At 53.0% G+C, this 25330-nt stretch carries 16 protein-coding genes; 7 read left to right on the forward strand and 9 right to left on the reverse strand.

The genetic code is table 11. The features are described from left to right. The gene (locus HU175_RS03285; RefSeq protein ID WP_176565222.1) at positions 1–1596 is read right to left on the reverse strand and encodes an anti-sigma factor; all 1596 of its coding nucleotides are present in this window, start codon (positions 1594–1596) and stop codon (positions 1–3) included. Then, positions 1589–2149: an RNA polymerase sigma factor gene (locus HU175_RS03290; protein ID WP_176565223.1), complete on the reverse strand. Its 561-nt coding sequence runs from the start codon at positions 2147–2149 to the stop codon at positions 1589–1591. The genes HU175_RS03285 and HU175_RS03290 overlap by 8 nt, the downstream gene beginning before the upstream one ends. Positions 2150–2543: 394 nt before the next feature. On the opposite strand from HU175_RS03290, the gene HU175_RS03295 reads away from it, so the two are divergent. Then, complete coding sequence (locus tag HU175_RS03295) at positions 2544–5546, forward strand: PVC-type heme-binding CxxCH protein (protein ID WP_176565224.1); 3003 nt, start codon at positions 2544–2546, stop codon at positions 5544–5546. Between the two features lie 91 nt (positions 5547–5637). On the opposite strand, the gene HU175_RS03300 is transcribed toward HU175_RS03295, so the two are convergent. Both HU175_RS03300 and HU175_RS03305 read right to left on the reverse strand, forming a co-directional pair. Further along, a complete protein-coding gene (locus HU175_RS03300; RefSeq protein WP_176565225.1) occupies positions 5638–7728 on the reverse strand; it encodes a ComEA family DNA-binding protein in 2091 nt (696 codons plus the stop codon). Positions 7729–7849: 121 nt separating this feature from the next. After that, positions 7850–9106 carry a hypothetical protein gene (locus tag HU175_RS03305; RefSeq protein WP_176565226.1) on the reverse strand — a complete coding sequence of 419 codons (1257 nt, stop codon included), beginning with the start codon at positions 9104–9106 and terminating at the stop codon, positions 7850–7852. 165 nt (positions 9107–9271) lie between these two features. On the opposite strand from HU175_RS03305, the gene HU175_RS03310 reads away from it, so the two are divergent. From HU175_RS03310 to HU175_RS03320, 3 genes are all read left to right on the forward strand, one after another. Continuing rightward, positions 9272–9904 (forward strand): thymidine kinase, encoded by a 633-nt coding sequence (locus HU175_RS03310; RefSeq protein ID WP_176565227.1) that lies wholly within the window; start codon positions 9272–9274, stop codon positions 9902–9904. Further along, positions 9888–12149, forward strand: a complete 2262-nt coding sequence (locus tag HU175_RS03315) for a two-component regulator propeller domain-containing protein (protein WP_176565228.1) — start codon at positions 9888–9890, stop codon at positions 12147–12149. The genes HU175_RS03310 and HU175_RS03315 overlap by 17 nt, the downstream gene beginning before the upstream one ends. Before the next feature lie 73 nt (positions 12150–12222). Continuing rightward, positions 12223–13623 carry a sodium:solute symporter family protein gene (locus tag HU175_RS03320; protein ID WP_176565229.1) on the forward strand — a complete coding sequence of 467 codons (1401 nt, stop codon included), beginning with the start codon at positions 12223–12225 and terminating at the stop codon, positions 13621–13623. Here HU175_RS03320 and HU175_RS03325 read toward each other — a convergent pair. The 4 genes from HU175_RS03325 to HU175_RS03340 all read right to left on the reverse strand — a co-directional run bounded on the left by HU175_RS03325 (position 13574) and on the right by HU175_RS03340 (position 17274). Beyond that, positions 13574–14026, reverse strand: coding sequence for an NUDIX domain-containing protein (locus HU175_RS03325; RefSeq protein WP_176565230.1), 453 nt, complete (start codon positions 14024–14026; stop codon positions 13574–13576). The genes HU175_RS03320 and HU175_RS03325 overlap by 50 nt on opposite strands. Positions 14027–14125: 99 nt before the next feature. Next, on the reverse strand, positions 14126–14632 hold the full coding sequence (locus HU175_RS03330) for a Dps family protein (RefSeq protein WP_176565231.1): 507 nt from the start codon (positions 14630–14632) through the stop codon (positions 14126–14128). A gap of 105 nt (positions 14633–14737) precedes the next feature. Then, complete coding sequence (gene lhgO, locus HU175_RS03335) at positions 14738–15934, reverse strand: L-2-hydroxyglutarate oxidase (protein WP_176565232.1); 1197 nt, start codon at positions 15932–15934, stop codon at positions 14738–14740. A 53-nt stretch (positions 15935–15987) separates the two neighbouring features. Continuing rightward, the gene (locus HU175_RS03340; protein WP_176565233.1) at positions 15988–17274 is read right to left on the reverse strand and encodes an anthranilate phosphoribosyltransferase; all 1287 of its coding nucleotides are present in this window, start codon (positions 17272–17274) and stop codon (positions 15988–15990) included. Between the two features lie 263 nt (positions 17275–17537). Here HU175_RS03340 and HU175_RS03345 point away from each other — a divergent pair, with 263 nt between their 5' ends. Beyond that, on the forward strand, positions 17538–20396 hold the full coding sequence (locus tag HU175_RS03345) for a M16 family metallopeptidase (protein ID WP_176565234.1): 2859 nt from the start codon (positions 17538–17540) through the stop codon (positions 20394–20396). A gap of 75 nt (positions 20397–20471) precedes the next feature. On the opposite strand, the gene nadC is transcribed toward HU175_RS03345, so the two are convergent. Beyond that, the gene (gene nadC / locus HU175_RS03350) at positions 20472–21305 is read right to left on the reverse strand and encodes a carboxylating nicotinate-nucleotide diphosphorylase (protein WP_176565235.1); all 834 of its coding nucleotides are present in this window, start codon (positions 21303–21305) and stop codon (positions 20472–20474) included. A gap of 383 nt (positions 21306–21688) precedes the next feature. On the opposite strand from nadC, the gene HU175_RS03355 reads away from it, so the two are divergent. Further along, complete coding sequence (locus HU175_RS03355) at positions 21689–22021, forward strand: hypothetical protein (protein ID WP_228724308.1); 333 nt, start codon at positions 21689–21691, stop codon at positions 22019–22021. Positions 22022–22142: 121 nt separating this feature from the next. Next, on the forward strand, positions 22143–25226 hold the full coding sequence (secDF, locus tag HU175_RS03360) for a protein translocase subunit SecDF (RefSeq protein WP_176565237.1): 3084 nt from the start codon (positions 22143–22145) through the stop codon (positions 25224–25226). Positions 25227–25330: the final 104 nt, after the last annotated feature.

The following is a 25330-nucleotide window of genomic DNA, read 5'->3' on the forward strand; positions in this document are numbered from 1 at the left end:
TTAGAAATGATAGTCCACACCAAAGCTCATACCGGTTGTTGTCGGGTGGCTTTGTACGTTAGAACCTGATTTCGTAGCCGAACCAAGGGTTGGCTGATACATACCGGCCAGCGAAGCTGACCAGCGCTGCGAGGAACGATACTGGAACCGGGCACCCATGGCGGCTGCCAGCGTTACGGGCTGGTAAATACCGTCCTCAGGTTTGACAACCAATTGATTTTCGACCGTATTGCGGAGGAAAATATTTGTCAGAACTCCTCCTAACAAAGCCAGGCCGAGCCGTTTGCGGGGCCGCAGCTGATAACCGACCTGAACTGGTACCTGAACAAACTGATAATCGTTTGTTAACGTCTGGCGAGTCTGTGGATCGTAGGCATACAGCGAGTTATACGTGCTGGATGCTGCCCAATTATTGGCCATGTCTGCCGCTGCGACCGTGTTACGCTGAACGCTTTGCCGGAGTACTTCGGTGTACAGCGTATTGACTGGCATGGTCGTTCCCCCCAGCGACAGCATCGAGGCCGGGTAAGGCTGAGACGGGCTGTCGACCGTAGCGTGCCCGGCCAGATAACCAACTCCTGATTCAACAGACCAGTGATCATTGAGCTGCAAACCGGCACTAGCCTGGTAGGCAACTGACAAATCCGCCTGGTTTTTCACGGGTGGCTGACTTGCACTGGCAATACGGAATCCATAGGCACTGGCCAGGGCTGGCTGCGAAGCCTGCACCGAGACGGCCGGATTGAATGAGCTCGGCATTACGTTGAGCGATACCCAATGCTCGCGGGAAGCCCGTTTGGATTTGGCTAGAAGAGGTTCCTGAGGGGCTTCGTACGGACGTACCCAGACAATTCGGCGAATCGGCCCGGCACTGCGTAGCTTCATGGGACGCGTATCAATCTTCTGTATCTGAAACGCCGACTGATTCTGGGCCATTACCGGTGCTTCCGGAGAGGTTCTGGCCGCAAAAGACTGCGCTACTGCTGGTTCAGTGGGTAGAGTCATAGCTATCTGGCTACTAGACTGACGATCAGGTAGTTTTTGCAGAGATACCCCATCAAATGCCCTTGCGTGCGCCGAAGCAGGCCGCGTTTGCTGGGCAAGCCGGTTGGTTGCCTGCCCTGGATGTATGGCTTTAAGCTGGCGACCTGATAACGTACTGGTTTCTGTTGGCGAGAGAGCAGACGTCACATCAGCATTACCCGTTTCATTACTTTCCCGTTGCTCACCAGGACCGACTGATAACGAGCGAGATGAACTCCGGCGGTAAGCCTGGTTCTGCGCTACGGCATCCTGCTGGTGTGACTCCGGCATAAACAGTTTTTTCTGGTGAGCGGCAACCGGCTGGTTATTTTCGGCTGGCTGGCTTACCCACCAGCCAGCCAGCAGCAGCGCTACTGTGGCGGCCACACCCATTCCCCACGAAACCGGGCGCTTCGAGAAGATGCCGGTACTCCACAGGGGTACTATAACAGCTTCGTCTGGTTCGTCCAGCCGACGCTCAATGGCGTCCCAAACCCGGGGCGGGGGCGTTTCTGCGGCATCATTGAAAATGCTGCGCCAGAATTCGTCCGGATTTTTGTCAGATTCATTCATTTTGTACTGGCGGTAGGCCGTATCGTTGTTCGTTCAATAACTTCTGTTGCAGTATGGTGCGCGCCCGTGCATACTGCGATTTTGACGTACCTTCTGCTATGTCGATCATCCGGGCAATTTCCGGGTGACTGTATCCTTCAATGGCATACAGATTGAAAACCGTCCGGCAACCAGCCGGCAGTTCCTGGACAAGATTCAGCAGGTACTGGTAATTCAGTGTGGGTAAACTTTCATCAGCCTGGGGCAGTACGGGGGCCAGTTCCTGTACATCGGCAGTATTGTCCCAGGGTTTTTCTTTTCGGATATGTTTAAGAGCGGTATTAATGACAATTCGTTTAAGCCAGGCTTCCAGCGGACATTCGAACCGGAATGAATCAATGTGTCGAAAGATCTTGACGAAGGCGTCCTGCAGCACATCTTCAGCTTCGTCGGGCTCCTTTATATAGCGTTTGCAAACGACAAAGAGACGCCCGGCAAACCGCTCATAGAGCTGTCGCTGCACAATCCGATCCTGCCGACGGCATCCTTCGACTAAAGCATTTTCATCCAGCATAACAACGTTGGTGCTTCATAGACCCCTACCTTGGAGTGAGGGTTGGAATCGGGACAAAAGATGTGGCTCTTTTTTTGATAACTTACTGATTGAATGGTTTCGTAACCTAAACAAGCTGATTTTGTCGCCATTAGCTTTCTTAAGCTGCTATCTTTGGTAACTTGATCAGGTAAAGCGAACAAGGCTGGCAACGCCGATGAGCAGCCCCGAATATATTCCTGCTTGATACAAACAGACCATTCTATCTGACTGTCCGGTTCGTGAGATAGATGGTGGTGTAATCTGCGCGTAAGTTTGGCGGTGGGAAATAGTATTTCCAAGTCGCCGACATAACCTTGTTTATTCAGTTAAAGAATAAGTCAGTTGCTGCCCTACCCGTAGCAACCAGTTTTTCATGATACGATTAAGCGTTCCCTTTCTCTATACGGTGCCTGTTGCGCTTGTAACAGCCTCACTACTGTTTATTTCCGATTCCCTGCCGACGGAGACTATCGACAGGTCTGCGCATCCGACTTTTGCAAAATTGCCGGAAAAACCGTCATCTGCCGCCGACGAAACGCTTTATCTGGCTCCGGAGCTGGATGCTACGTTGTGGGCTGAAACGCCCATGTTCTACAATCCGACCAGTCTGGACATTGACGTCAAAGGTCGGGTATGGATCACGGAAAGCGTTAACTATCGACAGTTTACCAATAAAGCGGAGGGGCGACTCAGTCACCCAAATGGCGAACGTATCGTTATTCTGGAAGATACCGACGGCGATGGCCGGGCCGACCGGAGTAAAGTATTCGTAACGGACCCGGAGCTGATTTCTCCCTTTGGTATTTCAGTCATCGGCAACAAAGTTTATGTTTCCTGCTCACCCAATATCGTTGTCTACACTGACGAAAATGGCGACGATAAGCCGGATCGGAAAGAAATCCTATTAGATGGCTTTGGCGGGCTGGATCATGATCACGGGCTGCACGCGCTCAGCCCTGGTCCCGACGGACGCTACTACGTCAACGTAGGGGATGCGGGCCCCCATATCGTAACCGACAAGGACGGCTGGATGCTACGGGCGGGCAGCGTTTATACGGGTGGGTCGCCGTACAACAGAACCAACGAAGGCAATCAGACCAGCGACGATGGACGCGTCTGGTCGGGAGGGCTTACACTGCGAATCAACCCGGATGGCTCCGGTATGAAAGTCGTAGGGCATAACTACCGAAACAGTTACGAAACAGCCATGGATTCGTACGGAAATCAGTGGCAAAGTGACAATAATGGCGATGTCGCCAACGGCATCAGTCGAACAAACTGGTTGCTGGAAGGGGCCAGCCTGGGGGCTTACGGCGCAAAGGGAACCCATACCTGGCAGCAGGACCAGCGCCCCGGCCAATCAGCCGCCCTGGCGCAGTGGCACCAGGAAGACCCGGGGGTGCTGCCCATTGGCGATCAGACCGGGCCGGGATCACCCAAAGGAATGACAGTATACGAAGACGATTTTCTGGGAGCGCCCTACCGGGGTATGGTTCTGAGCACTGATGCCGGACGCAATGCCCTGATCGGCTACCGGCCCAGTATGTCGGGTGCCGGTTACCGGCTTACCCCCTACCCGCTCCTGAGTACGCTGCCCGAATTACCGACCGATTACAAACCTGGCAAAGCTGAAACCGACAACCGGCGCTGGTTTCGCCCGAACGACGTCGCTATTGGAACCGATGGTGCTTTATACGTAACAGACTGGTATGATGCCGTAGAAGGTGGCCATCAGATGAATGATCGAGAAGGGCGCGGGCGAATTTATCGGATTGTGCCGCGGGGCAAAAAGCTGCAAAATCCACGTATCGATCTGCAGACAACCGCTGGCCAGATCAATGCATTGCTGAATCCGGCCGTCAGCGTGCGGGCGGCAGGCTTTGCCGCTCTGGCTGCGCAGAAAGAAAAAGCTGTAGCCCCGGTGCTGGCGCTGCTCTCGTCGCTGAATCCGTACCATCGGTCGCGGGCGATCTATTTGCTGGCTCGGCTGGGTGCCGAGGGGCAGTTTGAAGTAGAAAAACTGCTGAAATCCGGCGATCCCCGAATTCGGCTGGTGGCATTGCGGGCGCTACGTAGCATTACGCCCGAAAATTCAACGGCCAATCCAGAGCTGACGGCCGGGCAGCAAACGCTGTTACCGCTTCTGGGCAACCTCTCAACAGACCCAGATCCGGCTATCCGGCGGGAGGTTGCTATTGCACTGCGGGATGTTCCCTACGACGAGTGCCGACGAATGTTGCTGAATCTGGTGCGGGAATATGACGGCAAGGATGCATTCTACCTGGCCGCTCTTGGTCAGGCTGCCGATGGAAAAGCGGATGCTCTTTTTGCCGATCTGCGCCCAACGCTGCCGGCTGATCCGGCCGAATGGAATTCTCGTATAGCTAACCTGGTCTGGGAGTTTCGTCCGGTCACGGCTATTCCAATGTTGAAGAAACGGGCTGAATCGAAGAAGTTATCGGCCGAGGATCGGAAGCAGGCCATTGTTACGCTGGGATTTATTGGTAATCCAGAAGCGATGAGCGCGCTAACCGAATTGGCAACATCCACTGATAAAACTACTGCCGAGCAGGCTACCTTCTGGACAAAGAAAACATCCGCACCTACCCGGCAAACCCCACCACCTGCAACGGAGACAGTTGCTGCCGCTCCCGTAAAAACAGAAGAACCTGTAGCCCCTAAACCGGTTAGCAAGCCAGCCGAAAAAGTCATCGCGCAGGCGGAAACGACTCAGGTCGCTCGTTCGGCTGAGCCTAAGCCTGTAGCTGACCGGCCTGTTCAGGATTCGAGCCGATCAGCGGTGGTCCTAACTGAGCCGACTACGGCTGCCCCGCGTCCTGATGTGGCAACGTCCGAGCCGGCTAAACCGGAACCCGCCAAAGTCGTAGCCGAGTCGACGAAAGTAGCGGTTAAGGAACCGTACGTGTTAACCATCGAAAATCGTAAAAAAGCACCAACAACGGGCACCAGCCGTAGTGCGCTGGCGGGTCAGCTGGTCTTCACGACCAGTTGTGCCAAATGTCATCGGTACGGCACCAAAGGGAAAGACGTGGGGCCTGATCTAACCAACATACACCAGAAACTGGATCGGGAAGGATTGCTAAAAGCCATCACTAATCCTGGTGCGGAATTAACGCCTGGCTACGAACCCTGGATGATTGTGACGAAACCCGGTCAGACGTATTACGGATTTATCGTTGCCGAAACGGGCAAAAATCTAACGCTTCGGGGAATTACTGGTCAGAATCACGTACTGGAAGTAAGCGAGATTACCTCACGGCGACAGCACAACCGTAGCCTGATGCCCAGTTCATCGACCATCGGCCTGACCGATCAGCAACTGACCGATCTGATTGCCTACCTGAACAAAGAGTAACGATTTTTAGACGAATTGCAGGAGTAATAAAATTTTAAACATCCTGTAATCCTGTCTAAAATTTGTGTCCTACACCTTAGCTCTATAAACGCTAAAAGCGCCATCGGAGCTGGGCTTTTACTTCGGTTTTGTGAGGTTTGTCGATCAGGTCGAGGCCCGAGCCAACGGTGGGTTGATTGGTTATATCCGTCCGGGCCCAGCGCATCCACAGGTCCAGATGCTGACTCAGGGCATACTGGAACAGCACATAGTGCCGGATACCCCGATTGAAGTAGGCAGGAAACGAAAAGGCATACAGCACATCCCGTTCGTAGACGTACTGCCGACTGTCGTAATCATCAGTTCCAAACAGGGCAACACGAGCCGTTACATTGACTCGTCGCCAACTTAACGTAGCGTCCTGTACCAGCGCGAATCCCTGGGAGGCCGACTGACCGGCGTACCCAAAACTTCCCCACTGCGCCCGCGACTGGAGCATTAGATTCCGCAGTGGTACATATTGGGCGCTAAGCACAAAGCTCCGGCGGGTAGTGCCGACCACACGCTTATTCCTGCTGTCCGACGGCAGATTTTTCTCTTTGTATTCATCGTGATAAACGACGGAAAAAGATGTCTGCCGATCGGGCGTGTAACGAGCTTGCATCAGATAATCAAAGCCGCTCGAGGGTGTATCGACCAGATATTTCAGCCAGGGAAAACGGAAGAAATCAATGAAACCACCAACCGTCAGCTTGCGGTAGATAACGTACTTTGTGCCCAGGTATAACCCGGTTTCGTTGCTGTTTCGGCCGCTTTCGCTGAAAGCATTGGCGTAAAAACTGTGAAAATTTCGATCATAATGCCGAAGGATAAGCGCCATATCCAGTCGCTTCGTCAGGCTGGTCAACGCGCCACCAACGAAGCCCACTCCGCCACTGTTTGTCTGCGAACCCGCGCTACGTGCCAGCTCGCCAAACAGATTCCAGTTGCGCCAGACATAGCCACCGTGCAACCCTATAACCAGATTGCGATGACCCGTAAACTCGTACTGGTTATACGCCAGATCACGCTTCCGGAAAAGCTTGTCGTACGTCGTCTGCAACGCCGTCAGACCCAGTTGAAGCTGCTGCCGGTTATGATACAGAAGATGCGCCCCCAAATTGGTTTCGAGCAAGCTGGCCTGGTCGTCGATCTCGGACGGTGTGCGGTGGAGACCCGACGTTTGCAGGGACGTAGCAACAAGGCCTTCATCGGCCGCGCCGGGGGTCGTGTTGGCATCGCGCCGATTCCGGGCGGCCATTAGTGTCAGGTCGAAATTTGCATTGATAGCATACGTAGCAGCACCACCCCGAAAATAGCCATACTCAGTGAGGGAGGTATAGGGCCGGGCTCCCAGCGTTGAACGGCGGACTGTCTGCACGGTTTCCGAACTCTTGCCCAGCACAAAACCAGACGATAGGATCAACCCCTGCCCGATCTGAAGCTGATAATCGCCCACAACGATATTTCGCCAGCGACGCCGGTTTTGAACCTGCAGGTGGAAGGAAACGTAATCAGCCCCGTATTGGCGTTTGATTGGTTGCCAGCCCGCTACCTCGCCGGGGTCTTTCTCCGCCGTTAGTCCCACGCTGAAAGCGCCTGGTCGACTATAGCGGTAGCGGGCGTACCATTGCTGCGAATTGCCCACGTAACGCGTGGGCAATTGTCCCTTTTTATCGGGAATAGCCGGCGAAAACCCTTTCTGCTGTTCCAGCACCTGTTCGTAGCGAAGAATAAAAAAATTATCCGTTGGCGTTGGTAAGCCACCAAACACACCCTTTCCCGTGGCAACGGTCACGAAGGGAAGTAATCGGCGGATGGTGGGGAGGTCAAAAGCGGGGACGGCCTGTAGCTCCTGAACCGCCAGCAGATCGCCATACAGAGTCCGGTATTCGATCAGACTACTCAACTGCCGCTCGGAGAGCAGGTACGTAGCCGCCAGTTCATCGCGGGAGGCTGTATTCAGGTTGAGCGGATTGGCGTATAACTGCGTCAGGCCGTCGTAGACCGACTGGTAGTCGATACCTTCGATCTGAACCGGAAACAGTTCCTGCAGGTAGGTGTTAAGGTTAATCTCGCGCTGCTGCAACGAACCGGGCTGCGCGCGCACAGACGTACTGACTAACCAGCCGATGGCCGTTAGGACAGAAACAAAACGTAACATTCTCTTTCGTTGACGGTAGGTAGAGCATACTAAACAAGCAGGCCCCAAACGCGAAAAGACGAGAACAACGTGATGTTTACAAACAAATTAATTAAATGGAAATCAGCTGTTTATTCGCAGTCTACGCGAAACGGCGTTTCAGAATCTCGATCAGCTCACTTACTTCGTCGCTGCTCATGTTCCAGAAGTATTGTGAGGCATAGCGATACGAAATCAGATCCAGCGCCTGGCCGTAATTATCCAGCGTATCAATTTCTTCGATGGCCTGGTTGTAAGCGCTGGGGTTACCGTTGAAAAGCTGATTGATAAACCGAAATTTCTGGTTCAGCGAAATGCTGCGGGCAATGCTCTCAATGGGTGCTCGGTTGAACGATTCAGCCACGGTGTTGGGCTCGCTGCCCGGCTCCCGTAACGTATCGTTCAGCGTCGGGGTGGGATCAACGCTCTTCAACGTTTCATTAACGACAGAAGTCGACGGCTGCGAGATACCGCCCGTCTCCAATTGGGATGGCTGACTAATGGGCGCAACTGGTACTGGTCCCGAACCACCATCCAGAAACAGAGCTCCACCCGATGCACTATCGTCACTGCTGGTTGGGGCTGGTGTCGGGTCGGGCTGGGGTGGAATGGCCGGAGTAACATTCTCGGGTGTTGCGGCTGCGGGGACCAGCGGGGCCGGGGGCGTAGTTGGCTCCGTAGCTGTGTCGAAGAACGAGCGCGTAGGCGCAGCTGGAATTACGTCTGGTACATGGCTACGTAACAGCGCCGATACGTTCATGGGCACTTTCTCCGAAAACAACTCGACGAACTGATCGTGACGCGCCAGTTCATGGCCACGCTGGGCCAGGACTTCGTCCAGATATGTAATGGCCTGGTTGACGTACACAAAGGATTTTCCGGCCATGCGCTGGGACAGGTGAGCCGGAATAAATTCGTTGATCTTGGTGTAACGAGTAATCTGCCGAAGGGCAGTTTCGGTCAGCATGAAATCGGGTTGCGCCCGAAGCAGTTCATCGAAATAACCCCGCGGGTCGAAAATCAATGTAATGGTCTTGCTGACGGCATCGGCCAGAATTGGTTCGAGGTGTTCGCGCCGGACGGAAATGTGCTGCGACACGACATTCATAAAGTGCTGAAGCGCTTCCTGAACCTCAGCATTCGTAAAATCGAAAAAAGGACTACGGAACTTCTCCGCGTCGCTCTGCCATTTCGTCGATAAGAAGCTGACAACAAACAGATTGATCTGCCTGATTGGCGTCAGCGACAGAATCTGGCTGCCGTCAATAGTAGCGTGATGCTGGTAAAAATCTGCCGCGATACGACGCGCGTAGGACTTGCTGTACTCCGCAAGAGCATTCGCATTAAACTTGTTCGACATCAGGAAAAGCCCGTTTTTTGTAAAGATATGGTTTTCGGCTGCAAACCAGATTTTGCCCGTAAATAAATCAAAAAAACAGGGTTAGTGCATAAATCAGGCCAGGCTCACCCCTCAATTTTATGAGATCTGATCATCGCAAACGGACCCGCAACGACTGATACTTTCATGTTTATCGAACCTACCCGACGTCGCGAACCACCCCACCTGCGAACTGGCTGGATTGAGGTAATCTGCGGTTCTATGTTTTCCGGCAAAACCGAGGAACTGATCCGGCGGCTTACCCGCGCCCAAATTGCCAAGCTCAACGTACTGATTTTTAAGCCTGCGCTCGACACTCGCTACCACGAAGAAAATATCGTTTCGCACTCGGCCCGCGCCATCGCATCAACACCCGTACAAACGGCTGGTCAGGTGCTGGAACTGGCGGGTGACTGTGAGGTAGTTGGTATCGACGAAGCCCAGTTTTTTGATGAGGAAATCGTGACTGTCTGCCAGAAACTGGCTAACCAGGGTAAGCGCGTAGTGGTGGCGGGCCTGGATATGGATTTTTCGGGTAAGCCATTTGGTTGCATGCCCCAGCTGCTGGCCACCGCCGAATACGTAACGAAAGTACACGCTATCTGCGTAGTCTGTGGTGATATTGCTCAGTATTCCTACCGGCTTGTGGCGTCGAAAGAGCGGGTATTGCTCGGCGAGACCGATAGCTACGAAGCCCGTTGCCGCCGTTGCTTTAACCTGGGCGATGAGGCCGTACCCAAGGAGTGGGTTTACGAAGACGACAATGAGCGCAACGTCTAAGAAAAGGAACAGGTCTGACCAGCTGTTTGCCTGGCTGCTGGCGCTGGTGTTTGCGCTAAGCCAGCAGATAGATACGCAGGCACAGATTGGTAGCTGGCAACCCCTGGTCAGTTATCAGTCCGGGCAGGCTGTTGCCGTGGTCGGTGACAAAGTCTATACGGCTACGGTCAATGGCTTTTTTTACTACGACATGACGTCGGGTGAAACAACTATTCTGGGGAAAGAAGATGGATTCAGCGATGTTGGTATCAGCAGCCTGCTCTATCTGGCCGATCAGAACCGACTGCTTATTGGTTATCGAAGTGGTAATCTAGACTTCATTCGCCTGTCGGGCACGAACACGCCTGAGCGGATCACCAACATTAATACGATTCCGAACAGTACAAATCTACCGACGTCCCGTACGATTAACCACATGAACCGGGTCGGTAACGCGGTTTACCTCAGTACCGACTTTGGAGTCGTGCTCCTGGATATTATACAGGACGAAATCCGCGATACGTACATCAGCCAGCGAACCGACGGCCTAGCCAATCGAATTTATCAGACAGCCGCCACGGCTGATAGTCTCTACGCCCGAACGGGCACCGCGGATAGCACTGCCACATACCAGCTTCGAGCTATTCGGCTGTCGTCCACGGTCAATTTTGCTGACCCGGCCAACTGGCGACCTATCTCGGTACCGGGGCCCCAGACTGAGTCAATCGTTACGTATCAGGGCCGCGTGTTGGCGGCTGCCAATGGACGGGGCACCTTCGAACGGCGAGCCGGAAACTGGGTGTTGACGCAATCCCTGGCCAGCTCCCCCATCCGGATTTTTGTATCTGGGCCCAATTTAATTATCAATACCCTTAATCGGGTTCAGCTTTCGAGCGGAAACCAACTTACAAGCCCTTTGCTGAGTGGTGCTGCCAGACAAGCTCAGACTGATGGGACAACAATCTGGCTGGCTGATGAGCAGCAGGGCCTGCTGATTGCCCGTCAGGCAGGTGTGTCGCGGATCGCTCCGACTGGTCCCATTCAGGATCAGTTTGCCAACCTGTACACGTATCCTAATACGCTGGTCGCTCTACCGAATAGTCCTACCGATCAGACTGCGCCTACGTTGAGCCGTCCGGCGCTCGAATCGTTTTATGTTTCCGACAATCAATGGCAGCCTGTTGCAAACAGTCAATTAGTTAATAGTGCCAACTCGGCTGCGTATTTGCCCAATGAGCAGCGATTATACATCGGAACGTATGGCGGAGGCTTATGGAGCCAGACCGCTGGGCAACCCCTGACGCCCGTAACGCTGCCTGGTACGATCAGTCCCTATATTACCAGCCTGTCGGCCGACGCGGTTGGAAATCTCTGGATCGCTACTTTTGAAGGCCGCCGTCCCGTATTACACGTTCGGGAAGTAGACGGGCAATTCAAGACGTTTACGGCGCTGACGCAGCTAACCATTCTGAATATCGTGCCGGACGATAACGGATTTGTCTGGCTCCAGCTCGAACCTGGTCGGGGAATCCTGGTTTTCGATCCACTAACGAACCGAAGCCGTTACCTGACTACACTACAGAACCAGGGGGGCTTGCTGACGAACAGCGTTCGGGCGTTGGTGAAAGATCGTACCGGATTGATCTGGGTGGGGACTGATCTGGGTCCAACTGTTTTTGATAACCCGGCTGGGGTGTTCAATGCTCAAATCAATGCTCAGCCACCGCTGCTGAACGGGCGTCGGCTACTGGCGAACGAAACCGTTACGGCCTTAGCAGTTGATGGCGGCAATCGAAAATGGATAGGCACATTGAATGGGCTCTATCAGGTATCTGCCGACGGGTCGCAACTGGTAAATACGTTCACGGCAGGTAACAGCCCCCTACCCGTCAACCCCATCGATGCGCTGGCTGTCGAACCGGTTAGCGGCAACGTTTTCATTAAAACCAGCAAGGGTATCACTACGTATCGAGGAGCCGCTACCGAACCCGCCGAACAATTGAGCACAGCCGTTATTTTTCCCAACCCCGTCCGCCCTGATTTTACGGGGACCGTTGGCATTCGGGGGCTGACTGATAACGCGACGGTAAAAATCCTTGATGCGGGTGGACTGCTGGTCTACCAAACCCGGTCGCAGGGGGGAACCGCCACCTGGGATCTGCGCGATTATCGGGGCCGGTCGGCGCAGACGGGCATTTACCTCGTGGTGGTCGTTACGGCTGATGGGCTGGAAGGTTTGGCGGGTAAACTGGCCGTTGTGCGGTAGGTTATTCGTAAACGGTTGGCGTAGTAAAGCCGCTTTGCTGTAGATTTAGATCGTATCGCCTGAAAAGACGACCATGCTCCTATCGCTCATTGCACTGTATTTACTGGCTAACATAGCCGTTGGCGTCTGGGCAGCTCGCCGGGTAACAACGGCCCAGGATTTCGTGCTGGCCGGACGGCAATTGCCGCTGGTACTGGCAGCTTCCGTTACGTTCGCTACCTGGTTTGGCTCCGAGACCATCATGGGTGCCCCGGCCATGTTTGTGGAAGGGGGCGTACAGGCCGTTATTGAAGAACCCTTTGGTTCGGCTCTGTGTCTGTTTCTAGTCGGTGCTTTCTTTGCCCGACCGCTCTATCGCTTACGAATCACGACCTTCAGCGACTACTTCCGGCTTCGGTTCGGGCGTTCGGCAGAGCTGCTGTCGGCCGTAATGGTGATCCCCTCCTACTTTAGCTGGATTGCAGCACAACTGGTCGCCATCGGCATTGTATTGAGTGTCGTGACGGATGTTCCCCGCGAATACTGCATCTTGTTCAGCGCGGCTGTGGTAATGCTTTATACACTGCTGGGGGGCATGTGGTCAATCTCCATTACCGACTTTTTTCATAACCTGATCATCGTCATAGCACTGGTGGTGCTGGCCGTTCTGCTCTGGCGTGAGGTAGGAGACTTTAGTCGGATTCAGGAAAAAACTCCCCCCGGTTTCTTTCGTTTTTTGCCCCCCCCTACTTTTAAAAACTGGATTGAGTACGTAGCGGCCTGGATTACGATCGGGCTGGGATCGATTCCGCAACAGGATATTTTTCAACGGGTAATGGCGGCCAAAACCGAGAACACCTCTGTGCGTGCGTCGTACCTAGCGTCGGGTATGTACCTGACTATTGCCATGCTCCCCTTATTAATCGCGCTGATGGCGAAACTGGTCCACCCGGATCTGCCCGAAGATAATCAGATGATTATTCCCAATATGGTGATGCGGCACGGTAGCCTGCCGCTGCAGGTCTTATTCTTCGGCGCTGTTACGTCGGCTATTCTGAGTGTATCGAGCGGGGCTATCCTGGCCCCCGCTGCCGTTTTTGGCGAGAACATTGTAAAGTTTTTCCGCCCTGATCTGAGCGACCGCGCTCTGTTGCTGACCATTCGCTGCGCGGTTGTGGTCATCACCGTAATCTGTGTCTGGATGAGCACGACACGCGATACCAATATCTTCGACCTCGTGGGTGAATCGTCGGCTTTCAGCCTCGTTTCATTATTCGTTCCCTTAACGGCGGGGATTTACTGGAAACGCGCTAACCTGACCGGCTGTCTCTGGTCTATGTTAGCTGGCTTGGTTGTCTGGCTGTTGTGCATCTGGCAGGAAACCGAATACAATCCAATGATGTACGGGCTACTAGCCAGTATGCTGGCGATGGTGCTGGGAAGTCTTACCCGAAATACTGTTGCTCAATCCGTCCCACATACCCCAGGTTCGTAGTGCTGTCGAACCATTCCTGAATTCGGCCGCCGATGTTTGGATAAAGATTCAGCGACGGAAGCTCGCTAACGGGTTTCCAGAGAACGCCCAGCGCCGTTGTCTCGGTGGGATTCAGGACGGGATCGCCCTGCATGTCGCGCCCTTCGAACACAACGTGCAGGACGTCGTCGTTACGTTGTGTCAGCAGCATTTCCCCGGCTAAAACCATCTCGCCGACGGTGACCGTTACGCCTAGTTCTTCCTGCAATTCACGAACAATCGTTTGCGGGAGAATTTCGCCCCGATCCGGATTGCCGCCGGGCAGTGCAAATACGTCCTGCCCACCGTAGCAGTAATGCATCAAAAGAATTTCGGTCTGACCGGCCGAATGCCGCCAGACTAAAGCGCAGGGTCTTACTTTCATACAGGTTGGATAAAGGATATAAAAGAAGCGGTCGTTTTGTCCACTAATCTAGACAAAAACGACCGCCGTAGGGTGCAAACCGCAACTACTCAATTAAAATCAATTCAGATCACGGGTGGTTTCGAACAGGAACCAGGTCCGCTCTTCGGTTTCATCAATGTAGTTTTCCAGCAGGCTGGCGGTGGCTACGTCCTCTGCGTCATCAGCAATTTTGTGAGCTTCACGCATGTTTTTCGCCATCTTTTTATTCTCGTTAACCAAGTCCTCCAGCATTTCTTTGGGGCCAACAAAATCCTCGTCGTTGTCTTTCACACGCTGCAACTGCGCTACGTGGCCAACCGATCGAATGGTATTGCCGCCAATCTTCCGGACACGCTCAGCCAGTGGGTCGATCGTCGCCAGAATTTGAGTCGCCTGGTCGTCTAACAACAGGTGATAATCCCGGAAATGACGACCTGACATGTGCCAGTGGTAATTTTTGGTTTTTATATACAGCGCAAACGCGTCGGCAACCAGTCGGTTAAGGGACTCGGCAACTTTCTCCCGGCCTTTTTCCTCCAGATCCGAAGGCGTTTCCAGTGCTTCTATTTGATTAAGCGCATTCATAGCTATCTCTGTTTTCTAGAAACCTCGTTTACATAGAAAACCAGATTGATTGGCTAATGTTTGTCTGGAAATGGCCGTTTTACGGGCCTGAGCTTTAAAAATTGATTAAAAACGAGCCAGTGCTTTTTGGGCTACTGTCTGCCCGATTGACAGCGACGAGGTGGCTGCCGGTGAGGGGGCATTCACTACGTTGATGGCCTTGTTGGTTTCCAGAATCGCGAAGTCGTCGAGCAGGCCGCCCGTCCGGTCACAGGCCTGCGCCCGAACGCCCGCGCCACCTTCGATAAGGTCGCTTTCCTGAATTTCCGGAATCAACTCCTGTAGCGCCTTGGTAAACGCTGCCTTGGAGAATGACCGGTACATTTCACCTAAACCTGTCTGCCAGTATTTACCGGCTACTTTCTGGAAACCCGGCCAGGTCAGCGTTTCGTACAGCTCTTTCAGATTGATGTCCGACTTAGTATATCCTTCCCGCTGAAAAGCCAGTACGGCATTCGGCCCCGCTTCGACCCCCCCGTGGATCATGCGGGTAAAGTGAACGCCCAGGAATGGAAAATTCGGGTCGGGAACAGGATAAATCAGGTTTTTGACGAGGTACTCTTTCTCCGGCCGGATCTTGAAATACTCCCCCCGGAACGGAATGATTCGAATGTCCAGCGCTTCGGACTGGGTTAGCTGAGCAATTTTATCCGAATACAGACCCGCGCAGTTGACAACCAGCTTCGTTTCGTAGCGGCTCTTGTTCGTAACAACAATATTCAGGCTGTTGCCCGACGTAACCTGCTCCACGCGCTCGGCCAGCCGGATTTCGCCACCCAGCGCCTGAAACTTCTCGGCGTATTTGTCGCAGACCTGTTTGTAATCGATGATGCCGGTCTGCGGAACGAACATGCCTTCTACCCCATTAACGTGCGGTTCGATCTCGCGCATTTCAGACGCGGTTAGTTTACGAAGGCCCGTCAGCCCGTTCTGCTGTCCCCGCTCGAACAACATATTGAGCTGGGGGATTTCTGTTGTTTTCGTGGCTACGACAATTTTACCACAAAGATCAAAGGGAATCTCCTCCTGCCGACAGAAGTCGACAAGCATCTGGTAACCCCGAATGCAGTTGGTTGCTTTCAGGCTACTTGGTTTGTAGTACAGCCCCGAGTGAATAACGCCACTGTTGTGGCCGGTCTGGTGGCGGGCAACGGCTGGTTCTTTATCAATGAGCACGACGCTGAGCGTTGGTCGTTGCTGTTTCAGTTGCAGAGCGGTTGCCAGGCCAACAATGCCGCCCCCGATAATCAGTACGTCTATCATGCCTTACTGGCTAAATACAGACCATAAAGGTACGATTTTCGGATAAATCGTGATTACTTTAACTGGCTCTCAATCCAGTCGAGCCCCCGGCCGTAAAGTGCTTGGGCAAAATAGACCCGATTGTCGAAATCAGCGTCGGTACTGCTCCCCTCAGCCATAAACTGCCGGATTAGTTTCGCGTTATCCGTAGCCTGTGGATTCTCATGCTGGGTTTCGGTTTCGGTGCGGTAGTTGGCGAACGTAGCGGCATCACCTTCGAAGTGTTGAAAGAATAAATGTCCGCGGGGGGTTCGTACAGCACACAGAATACCGCTGGCCCGGCTGGTAGAGGGCGCAAGACTGCCTTCCTGCCCGCGTTTGAGCACGATAGCGGCATCGAAACCCGCCATCAGTGCCAGCTCAGCCATTTTCATCTGGTACGTAATGTGGAAAACGGACGTAACGAGAATCTGCGCGTGGCAGGGGTTCAGGGTTTTCTCCAGCGTGGCCAGAAAAGGGCGTTTAATGAGAATACGGCGACGATCTACCCAGGTGTTCAGGGCCGGTGACAGCGCCTTCTGATCCAGCACCCAGCCGTAGCGGTCCAGGGTTGTGTCGAGTTCGTGGTTGCTTTGCAAAAACTGACAGCCGAGGTGCATGTATAAATCCAGCGCATTCAACGTAAACTTTGGCCCTCCCGACCGACCAACGGCCGATACGGCCCCGTAGCCCCGTTTTTGAAAGAAATGAGCCAGAATGGGCGTAATGAGGTAGCTATTCTCAACCCCGTCAAAGGGTTCGGCCAGTTGAACCAGCGGCCGGGTAGCACAGCTTATTTTGCCGAACCCCGGCGAAAATGTTCGTTCGGCCGCCCGCATCAGTCCCTGGTATTCTTCGTTCGTCTCGTGCCGTACGCGCATGATACTGGCAGCCAGCCCCCGGAATGTTTCGCAGTTATCCTCTGGCTTAATACCAATCCCGAAGAGGTAGTCTCCTAGTTGCTGGGCTTCGCTTGCCTGCAAATTATGACCGCGCACCAGCTTCGTAGCGACGGGCAGCATCCCGACGGGCAGTTCCGGGCAGACTTTATTGATAAAGAACGTAGCATGCGAAAAAGCGCCTTTACCGATTGTATCCTCAAGCGTCATTTCCTCCTGGGTAGGCCCTTTGGCAATTAAGGCACCCAGAAAAGCTCCCCGCTGAAGCGGATGCGTGTCCGGATCGTTGAGGGCCTGTCGACATTCTTCCAGTAAATCCGTCGGCAGCGGTTTACTCCCATATTTACCAATACCAATGTGTTTGATACCCCGTCCGAGTGGCGTTTCGGTAGGCGTGTCAAGATAAAAGCTATTGATCGACATAGAGGAAGGCTTAATGGGTACGTAAGTAAATATAGAAGAAACGGGGCTACTGCGTTCACTGTAAGCGACGTATCTGAAAACAACCTTATTTTTATTGTGATGTTTGCATTAATTTCTGTGGTGCAGGGGCTTAATCTGGAATGGCTCATTCCGGCAAAGGAAGCGGCTTTCAATTCGGAATGTTGCAAACGAATCGCGGATCGCTGACGTTATTCTTTTGCGTTACAGAGTACACGTATTACCTATAATCCGCAAACGACCTAATGGGACGTATTCCCTTCTTTTTGAGCTTACTGCTCACATCCTCGGTAGTGCTGGCGCAGCCCAAACCAGCTACGCCTACCAAAAAAACGAATGTTGCCAAAGCACCTGGTAAAACCAGTAGTGTCAACCTGGCAAAACCCATCCCAACTGATCCGGCCGTTACGGTAGGTAAGCTGCCCAATGGCCTGACCTACTATATTCGGAAGAACGCCGAACCGAAAAACCGGGCTGAACTCCGACTGGTTGTCCGGGCGGGGTCGGTGCTGGAAACCGACGGCCAGCAGGGACTGGCCCACTTCATGGAGCACATGGAGTTCAACGGTACCAAAAATTACCCCAAGAACAAGCTGGTCGATTTTCTCCAGTCATCGGGCGTACGTTTCGGGGCCGATCTGAATGCGTACACAAGTTTTGACGAAACAGTGTATCAACTTCCCGTCCCGACCGACTCGGCCGATGTGTTCCGGCAGGCATTTCAGATTCTGGAAGACTGGGCGCATAACGCAACCATCGACTCGTTAGAGATTGAGAAAGAACGTGGTGTTGTACTGGAAGAGCGTCGGCTCGGGCGTGGCGCTGGTCAGCGGATGCGGGATGCCTATTTCCCGGTGCTGCTAAACAACTCGATCTACGCCAGACGGCTGCCCATTGGCACCGAAGACGTATTGAAAACATTCAGCGCCGATACGTTACGTCAGTTCTACCATGACTGGTACCGCCCCGATCTGATGGCGGTTATCGCCGTAGGCGATTTTGATCCTAAGGAAGTGGAAGGCATTATCCGGGAGAAGTTTGGCCGGATTCCAGCGCTGAAAAACCCGAAGCCCCGCCCTGAGTTTTCCATCCCGGCCCACAAGGACACGAAGGTCATTATTGTCACCGACCAGGAACAGCCCAGTACCGTAGTGCAGGTTATTTACAAACGGCCTGAGATCAAGGAACGGACGCTGAACGATCTGCTCGAGGGCATTAAGCGGGGGCTGTTCAACGCCATGCTGGGCAATCGGATTCAGGAGCTAACGCAGCAGGCCGATCCGCCATTTCTGGGTGGGTACAGCAACTACGGCGATTTCTTGGGCAATCTGGATGCTTTTACGTCGGTAGCCGTTGCCAAAGAAGGCAACGTCGAACGCGCGATTCGGGCGGTACTAGACGAGAACGCCCGAGTGAAACAATTTGGCTTCACCCCTACCGAACTGGCCCGCGCCAAGCAGGAATTCATGACGAGTGTTGAACAAGCATACAGTGAGCGGAATAAAACACGTTCGGTGAATTACGTCAACGAATACGTGCAGAACTTCACGAACAAGGAGCCGTACACCAGCATTGAGTTTTATTATGACTTCCTAAAAAAAGAGCTGGACGGCATCAAACTACCTGAGGTAAATACGCTGGTCGATCAGTTCATCCGTAACGAAAACCGGGCGGTCATCGTCATGGCTCCTCAAAAAGACAAAGACAAACTGCCTTCGACGCAACAGATTATCGACTTCATTGATGCCGCTGGTAAAAACCTGACGGCTTATGACGACAAAACCATCGACAGTCCGTTGCTGGCCACGCAACCGGGCAACTCGCCTGTGGTCGACACGAAGAAAATTAAGGACATTGACGTAACTGAATGGACGCTCAAAAATGGGGTCAAGGTTGTGCTGAAACCCACCGATTTCAAGAACGACCAGGTTCTGTTTGCCGGTACCAGCTTCGGCGGTACGTCACTCTATAATCTGAACGACTTCCAGTCGGCGCGATTTGCCTCTACGCTGGCGACCCTGGGCGGTACGGGTGCGTTCAACCAGATTCAGCTGAACAAATTTCTGGCGGGAAAACAGGTGAGTGTGTATCCGTTCATTAGTGAACTGAGCGAAGGCGTAAGTGGCAGCGCGGCCCCGAAAGATCTGGAAACAGCGCTGCAACTGCTGTATAGTTATTTCACCCAGCCGCGCAAAGACGCCGACGTGGTGAAAGGGTTTTTGTCGAATCAGAAAAGCGCGCTGCAAAGCCAGATCAATACACCGACACCTGCTCGGGTATTCCAGGATACCGTAACCGTAACGCTGGGCAACAACAACCCCCGCCGGCAACCGCTGAAACCCGCTGATCTGGATAAAATTGATCTGGATCGCGCGCTGGCTATCTACAAAGAACGTTTCGCCAACGCGGGCGACTTTACGTTCTTTTTTGTCGGCAACGTCAGTGAAGAAACGTTGAAGCCGCTGGTCGAAAGGTACTTGGGTGGTTTACCGGCTACGGGTTCAACGGAGAAATTCAAGGATTTAGGTATTCGTACGCCATCGGGCCAGATCAGCAAGACGGTATACCGGGGCCTCGATCCCAAAGCGTCGGTACAGTTGGTGTACAGCGGTAATATGGACTGGTCTCCGGAGAACACAACGCAGCTGGACGCGCTGAGTGAAGTGCTGGAGATTAAGCTGATCGAAAAACTGCGCGAGGAAGAAAGTGGGGTGTACGGCGTAGGTGCCAGCGGAGCCTACAGCAAATACCCGGTGCCGCGCTATACGTTCCGCATCAACTTTGGCTGCGCGCCCGAAAACGTCGAGAAGCTGATTGCTAAAACGAAGGAACTGATCGACGGTCTGAAAAAGAAAGGTGCCGATGCCACCGACATTGCCAAGTTCAAAGCCGAAACCCGGCGCGAAACCGAAGTGCAGCTGAAAGACAACCAGTTTTGGCTGGGCTACCTGCAGAATAAATATTATACTGGCGATGCCCCCGACGAGGTTCTGCACGAAGACGAACTGCTCAAAAAAGTTACCGTTGAGAGCACCAAAGAAGCCGCTAATCGGTATTTCGGTGATAACGTCATTCGACTGGTGCTGATGCCGGAGAAGAAGTAGGTTAAACAATACTATCAAAAACGCCAGCTGCCAATATCAATCGATACTGGCAGCTGGCGTTTTTGGTAAAGCAGATCAATACGCCTTGAGACTCAAATCCAGGCTTTTGATCTGGTGAGTCAGCGCACCGGACGAAATGTAGTCAACACCGGTTTCAGCGTAGGCACGCAGGTTTGTTTCATCAATGCCGCCCGATGCCTCCGTAACGTACCGTCGGTCGATCAGGCGAACCATGTCCCGGATACCGTCGGGTGTGAAATTATCCAGCAGAATAATATCGACATTACCAACACGTAACACCTCTTCAACTTCGGCCCGGTTGCGGGTTTCAATTTCGATCTTCAGATTCCGTCCGGTTTCGTTCAGGTAAGCCACCGCTTTGGTGATGGCCGCTTCGATACCTCCGGCGTAATCCACGTGGTTGTCCTTGATCAGAATCTGGTCATATAAGCCAAAACGGTGGTTAACGGCCCCCCCAATCTTCGTCGCCATCTTTTCGCAGATCCGGAAGTTCGGCGTAGTCTTGCGGGTATCCAATAACCTGGCCCTTGTTCCCTGCAGCAGATTGACCAGCTCGCGGGTGTGCGTAGCAATGCCGCTCATACGCTGCATACAGTTCAGCACCAGTCGTTCGGCCGTCAGTATATTACGGGCATTGCCGCTGACAGTTAAGACAATGTCGCCGGGTTTGATGCTGGCCCCGTCTTCCATGAGTACTTCGACCTGAAAGGTAGGATCCACCTCATCAAAAACGGCTTTAGCTACCTCGACACCAGCCAGGATGCCGCTCTCTTTAACCAGAAGTCGGGCCCGCTTCTTCGCATTGGCTGGAATCGTCGATAAAGAAGTATGGTCGCCATCGCCCACATCCTCGGCCAGTGCAAGCTGAATAAATTCGTGTAAATTCATAAACGCAAAATAGGCTATGAAGCTGTTTGAGTTAGTGATTTGAGTCGAAAAGTAGTGGATTTTAGTTGCTAACAAGGCACTTTTAGAGTGCGTAGCCGTAGCTACGGACGAAAAAACCGGGCCGCCGGGGCGGTAACGCAGTGGGCAACTAAAAGACGCACTTTGCGGCCAAAGCGATTAATTCAAATCAGCTTCTATGGTTTCATGACGTACCAAATAAACAAACTGTTCCGGGTATAAACTATCCCTGAAAATATTGTCTCTCTAGCCAAAAACCACTTGCATAACTGCTGGATTGGTGCGAAATTTGTCATCCCTCTTACGCTTTTATGAAGCAACCAAGAACCATACAACGTCTTTCAAGCCTACTACTGGCCGTGCTTATGCTGTTTACTGCAGCATCAGGTCGCAGTACGGCCGGGAATGAACGGGCGCTGGCGGTCAAAAAGGTAATTGCTGAAAAAGCCATCAGTGGCAAGGCTGCTACTTCCAAACCGGAAGAAGCCAAACTAAGCGCAGCTCAGCTCGAAGCCGTCGTTACGCCTGTTATTCAGATTGGCGGGTCGGCACAAACGGCTTTTCTGTTGCCAGCCCCTACGCTGGTCATTCTGCTTCTGTTAAATGTCATCCTACTCCGGCATTTTACACTTCCGCACTTCTATTTTTCGTATTTCAAGCACGTCTTCGGGCATCATATTGCCACCAACGCGCCCTAGTTCGGGTGAGGGATAGTACTGTATCTACTGGATCAACAGACTGTCAACACGTTTCTTCTTTTTCTTACCAGGTTAATTTCTCTCAAAAGCTGCACGGGCATTCGCCTGCGCCAACCTTTCAATGCAAAACAAAACCGGAATACTAATTCTGACGGGAATACTTACGGCTATCTGCCTTTATTTCCTGTCGTTTACGTTCGTTTCGCGCGGTATCAAGGCCGACGCTGAAGCTTACGCAACTAACAAACAGGGTCAGGTTGACCCCGCCAAAAAACAACGATACCTCGATTCGCTCTGGAAAGAGGATGTGTATCTGGGTAGTACGCTGCAGGAAGTAACCGAGCGCGAACTGGGACTGGGTCTTGATCTGCAGGGCGGTATGCACGTAGTGCTGGAAGTATCTCCTTCGGACATTCTGCGGAGCCTGTCGGGTAATAACCGTGATCCTAAATTCACCCAGGCACTGAAAGAAGCTACCGAAGCGCAGAAAACGAGCAGCACGAGCTTTGTTGATCTGTTCGCTGATCGTTTCAAGGCACTGGCTCCAGATACGAAACTGGCCAGCATCTTCGCCACGAGCGCCAACCGTAGTAAAATCAATTACCAGTCGTCGGACGCCGAAGTTCGGCGGATGCTGAATGAAGAAGTGAACGGAGCAACGACACGTGCGTTTCAGATCATTCAGGCACGGGTTGATAAATTCGGGGTAGCTAACCCAAACATTCAGCGGTTGCCAGGTTCGGGCCGGATTCAGATCGAATTACCGGGCGTTGATAATCCAGAGCGTATTCGTCGCCTGCTGACCGGTGCGGCTAAACTAGAATTCACGGAAGTGTATCGCCTGAACGAACTGGCGCCTGCACTGGAAGGAATTGGTGCTTACCTGGTTAGTCAGGAGGCCGAGCGGAAAGCGGCTTTGAAAAATGATGCTACTGCTCCAGCAGCTGGTACGGCTACGACGCAGAACAGCCTGGAGTCGCAATTGGCGCAGGGCGGTAAAGCGGATTCGACCGCTACGAAAGACACGGCTGCAGCCGCGGCACAGGGAACGGCACTTACGCAACTGTTCCTGCCCGTTGGTCAGGATCAACTGGGTGTTTACCTGAAAGATACGGCCCGCGCCAACCAGGTGTTGAACACGCCGGAAGTTCGCTCGCTGTTCCCGGTTGACGCGGTATTCGCGTGGGATCGGAAAACGTTCAAGTCGACGGATGGGAAAGAAATTCTACCGTTGTACTTCCTACGTAAATCGGGCGGTCGCGCTCCGCTGGAAGGTGACGTTATTACGGATGCTGCTAACGACTACGATGACCGCGGTCGTCCGGAAGTAACGATGGCCATGAACGCCGAAGGGGCCCGTAAATGGAAAAACCTGACCGCTGCTAATATTGGTCGTCCGGTAGCTATCCTGCTCGATAATCTGGTTTACACCGCGCCAAACGTACAGAACGAAATCCCTAACGGTCGTTCGAGCATCTCGGGTAACTTCACCGTTGAAGAAACCAAGGATATGGCCAACGTCCTGAAAGCTGGTAAACTCCCCGCTCCTACCAACATTGTGGAAGAAAGCGTTGTGGGGGCTACGCTGGGTTCGGAAGCCGTTAGCGCAGGTCTGATCTCGTCGGCAGTAGGTATTCTGCTGGTACTGGCCTTTGTCGTATTCTACTACAACCGTGCTGGTCTGATTGCTGACGTTGCGCTGCTGATCAACCTGTTCTTCCTGATGGGCGTTATGGCGTCGCTGGGTGCTGTATTAACCATGCCCGGTATCGCTGGTATCGTCTTGTCGATCGCGATGGCAGTTGATGCCAACGTACTGATCTTTGAACGGATCAAAGAAGAACTGGCTGAGGGCAAAGGCTTTAAGCAGGCCGTTCACGACGGTTTCCAGAACTCACTGTCGTCGATCATTGACTCGAACGTAACGACTTTCCTGACGGGGGTTATCCTGTTCATCTTCGGTACGGGTCTGATTCTTGGTTTTGCGACTACGCTGATCATCGGTATCCTGACTTCGCTGTTCGCGGCCATCTTCATTACCCGCCTGTTACTGGAATACTACATCCGGAACGGCAAAACGCTGACGTTTTCGTCATCGTGGGCGAAGAACCTGTTCGCCGATTCGAACTTCGACTTCGTATCGCGCCGGAAACTGTACTACACGGTTTCGTCGGTAATCATTGGTCTGGGTATCATTTCAGTACTGATCAAAGGTTTCGGTCTGGGTGTTGACTTCAAAGGTGGTCGTTCGTACGTGATTCGTTTCGAGAAAGCCGTTAGCACGGACGACGTTCGGAATTCGCTGGAAGGCGTGCTGGGTTCGTCGCCAGAGGTTAAAACTTACGGTGGTGCCAGCATTGGCGACAACAACCAGGTTAAAGTAACGACCTCGTATCTGGTCGATGACAACTCGCAGGGTGCCGATAAGCGCGCTGAAGCCACCATCTACAAGGGACTGAGCAACATTCAGGGCAATCCGGCCCGGATTGAAAGCTCGCAGAAAGTAGGACCAACGATTGCCTATGACCTGCTGACGTCGGCGCTCTGGTCGATTCTGCTCGCCGTAGCGGCCGTGTTCACCTACATCCTGATCCGATTCAAGAAAATGGCGTTCGGCTATGGTGCGGTTGTGGCTATGTTCCACGACGTCTTAATCATCCTGGCTATCTTCTCGATCTTCAACGGCTGGCTGCCTTTCTCGCTTGACGTTGATCAGGCATTTGTTGGCGCCGTTCTGACGATCATGGGTTATTCGATGAACGATACCGTCGTTGTCTTTGACCGGATTCGTGAATACTTGGCCGAAAACAAGGGTAAGAAAGAAAGTATCCCGGTCATCATTAACAACGCCCTGAACAGTACCTTGAGCCGTACGGCCGTAACTGGTTTCTCAACCATTCTGGTACTCTTGGTCCTGTTCATCTTCGGTGGTGAAACCATCCGTGGTTTCTCGTTCGCCATGCTGATCGGGGTTGTCGTTGGTACGTACTCATCGCTGTTCGTGGCTACGCCGATCGTTGTTGATTCGCTGAGCCGTGATCAGGAAAAGGATTCGGGTACGCCAAGCGCGCCTGTTGAGAAGAAAACGGGCTTTGACGCCGTACCAGCAGACTTTACGACGGCTGATCCAAGCACGCCGGACGAGTTTGTTGCCAAGAAAGAAAAGAAAGTAAAAACCCCGCTGATTCGTCCGTCGCAATCATAGGGTAAAGGCGAAAAAATGAACGAGTAAAGGAGTCAAAAACACTGATAGCCAGTATTTGCTCTTTTACTCGTTCGTTCTTTCGCTTTTTATTTTTGTATCTTTCA

The sequence above is a fragment of the Spirosoma sp. KUDC1026 genome, assembly GCF_013375035.1.
Classification (GTDB): Bacteria; Bacteroidota; Bacteroidia; order Cytophagales; family Spirosomataceae; genus Spirosoma.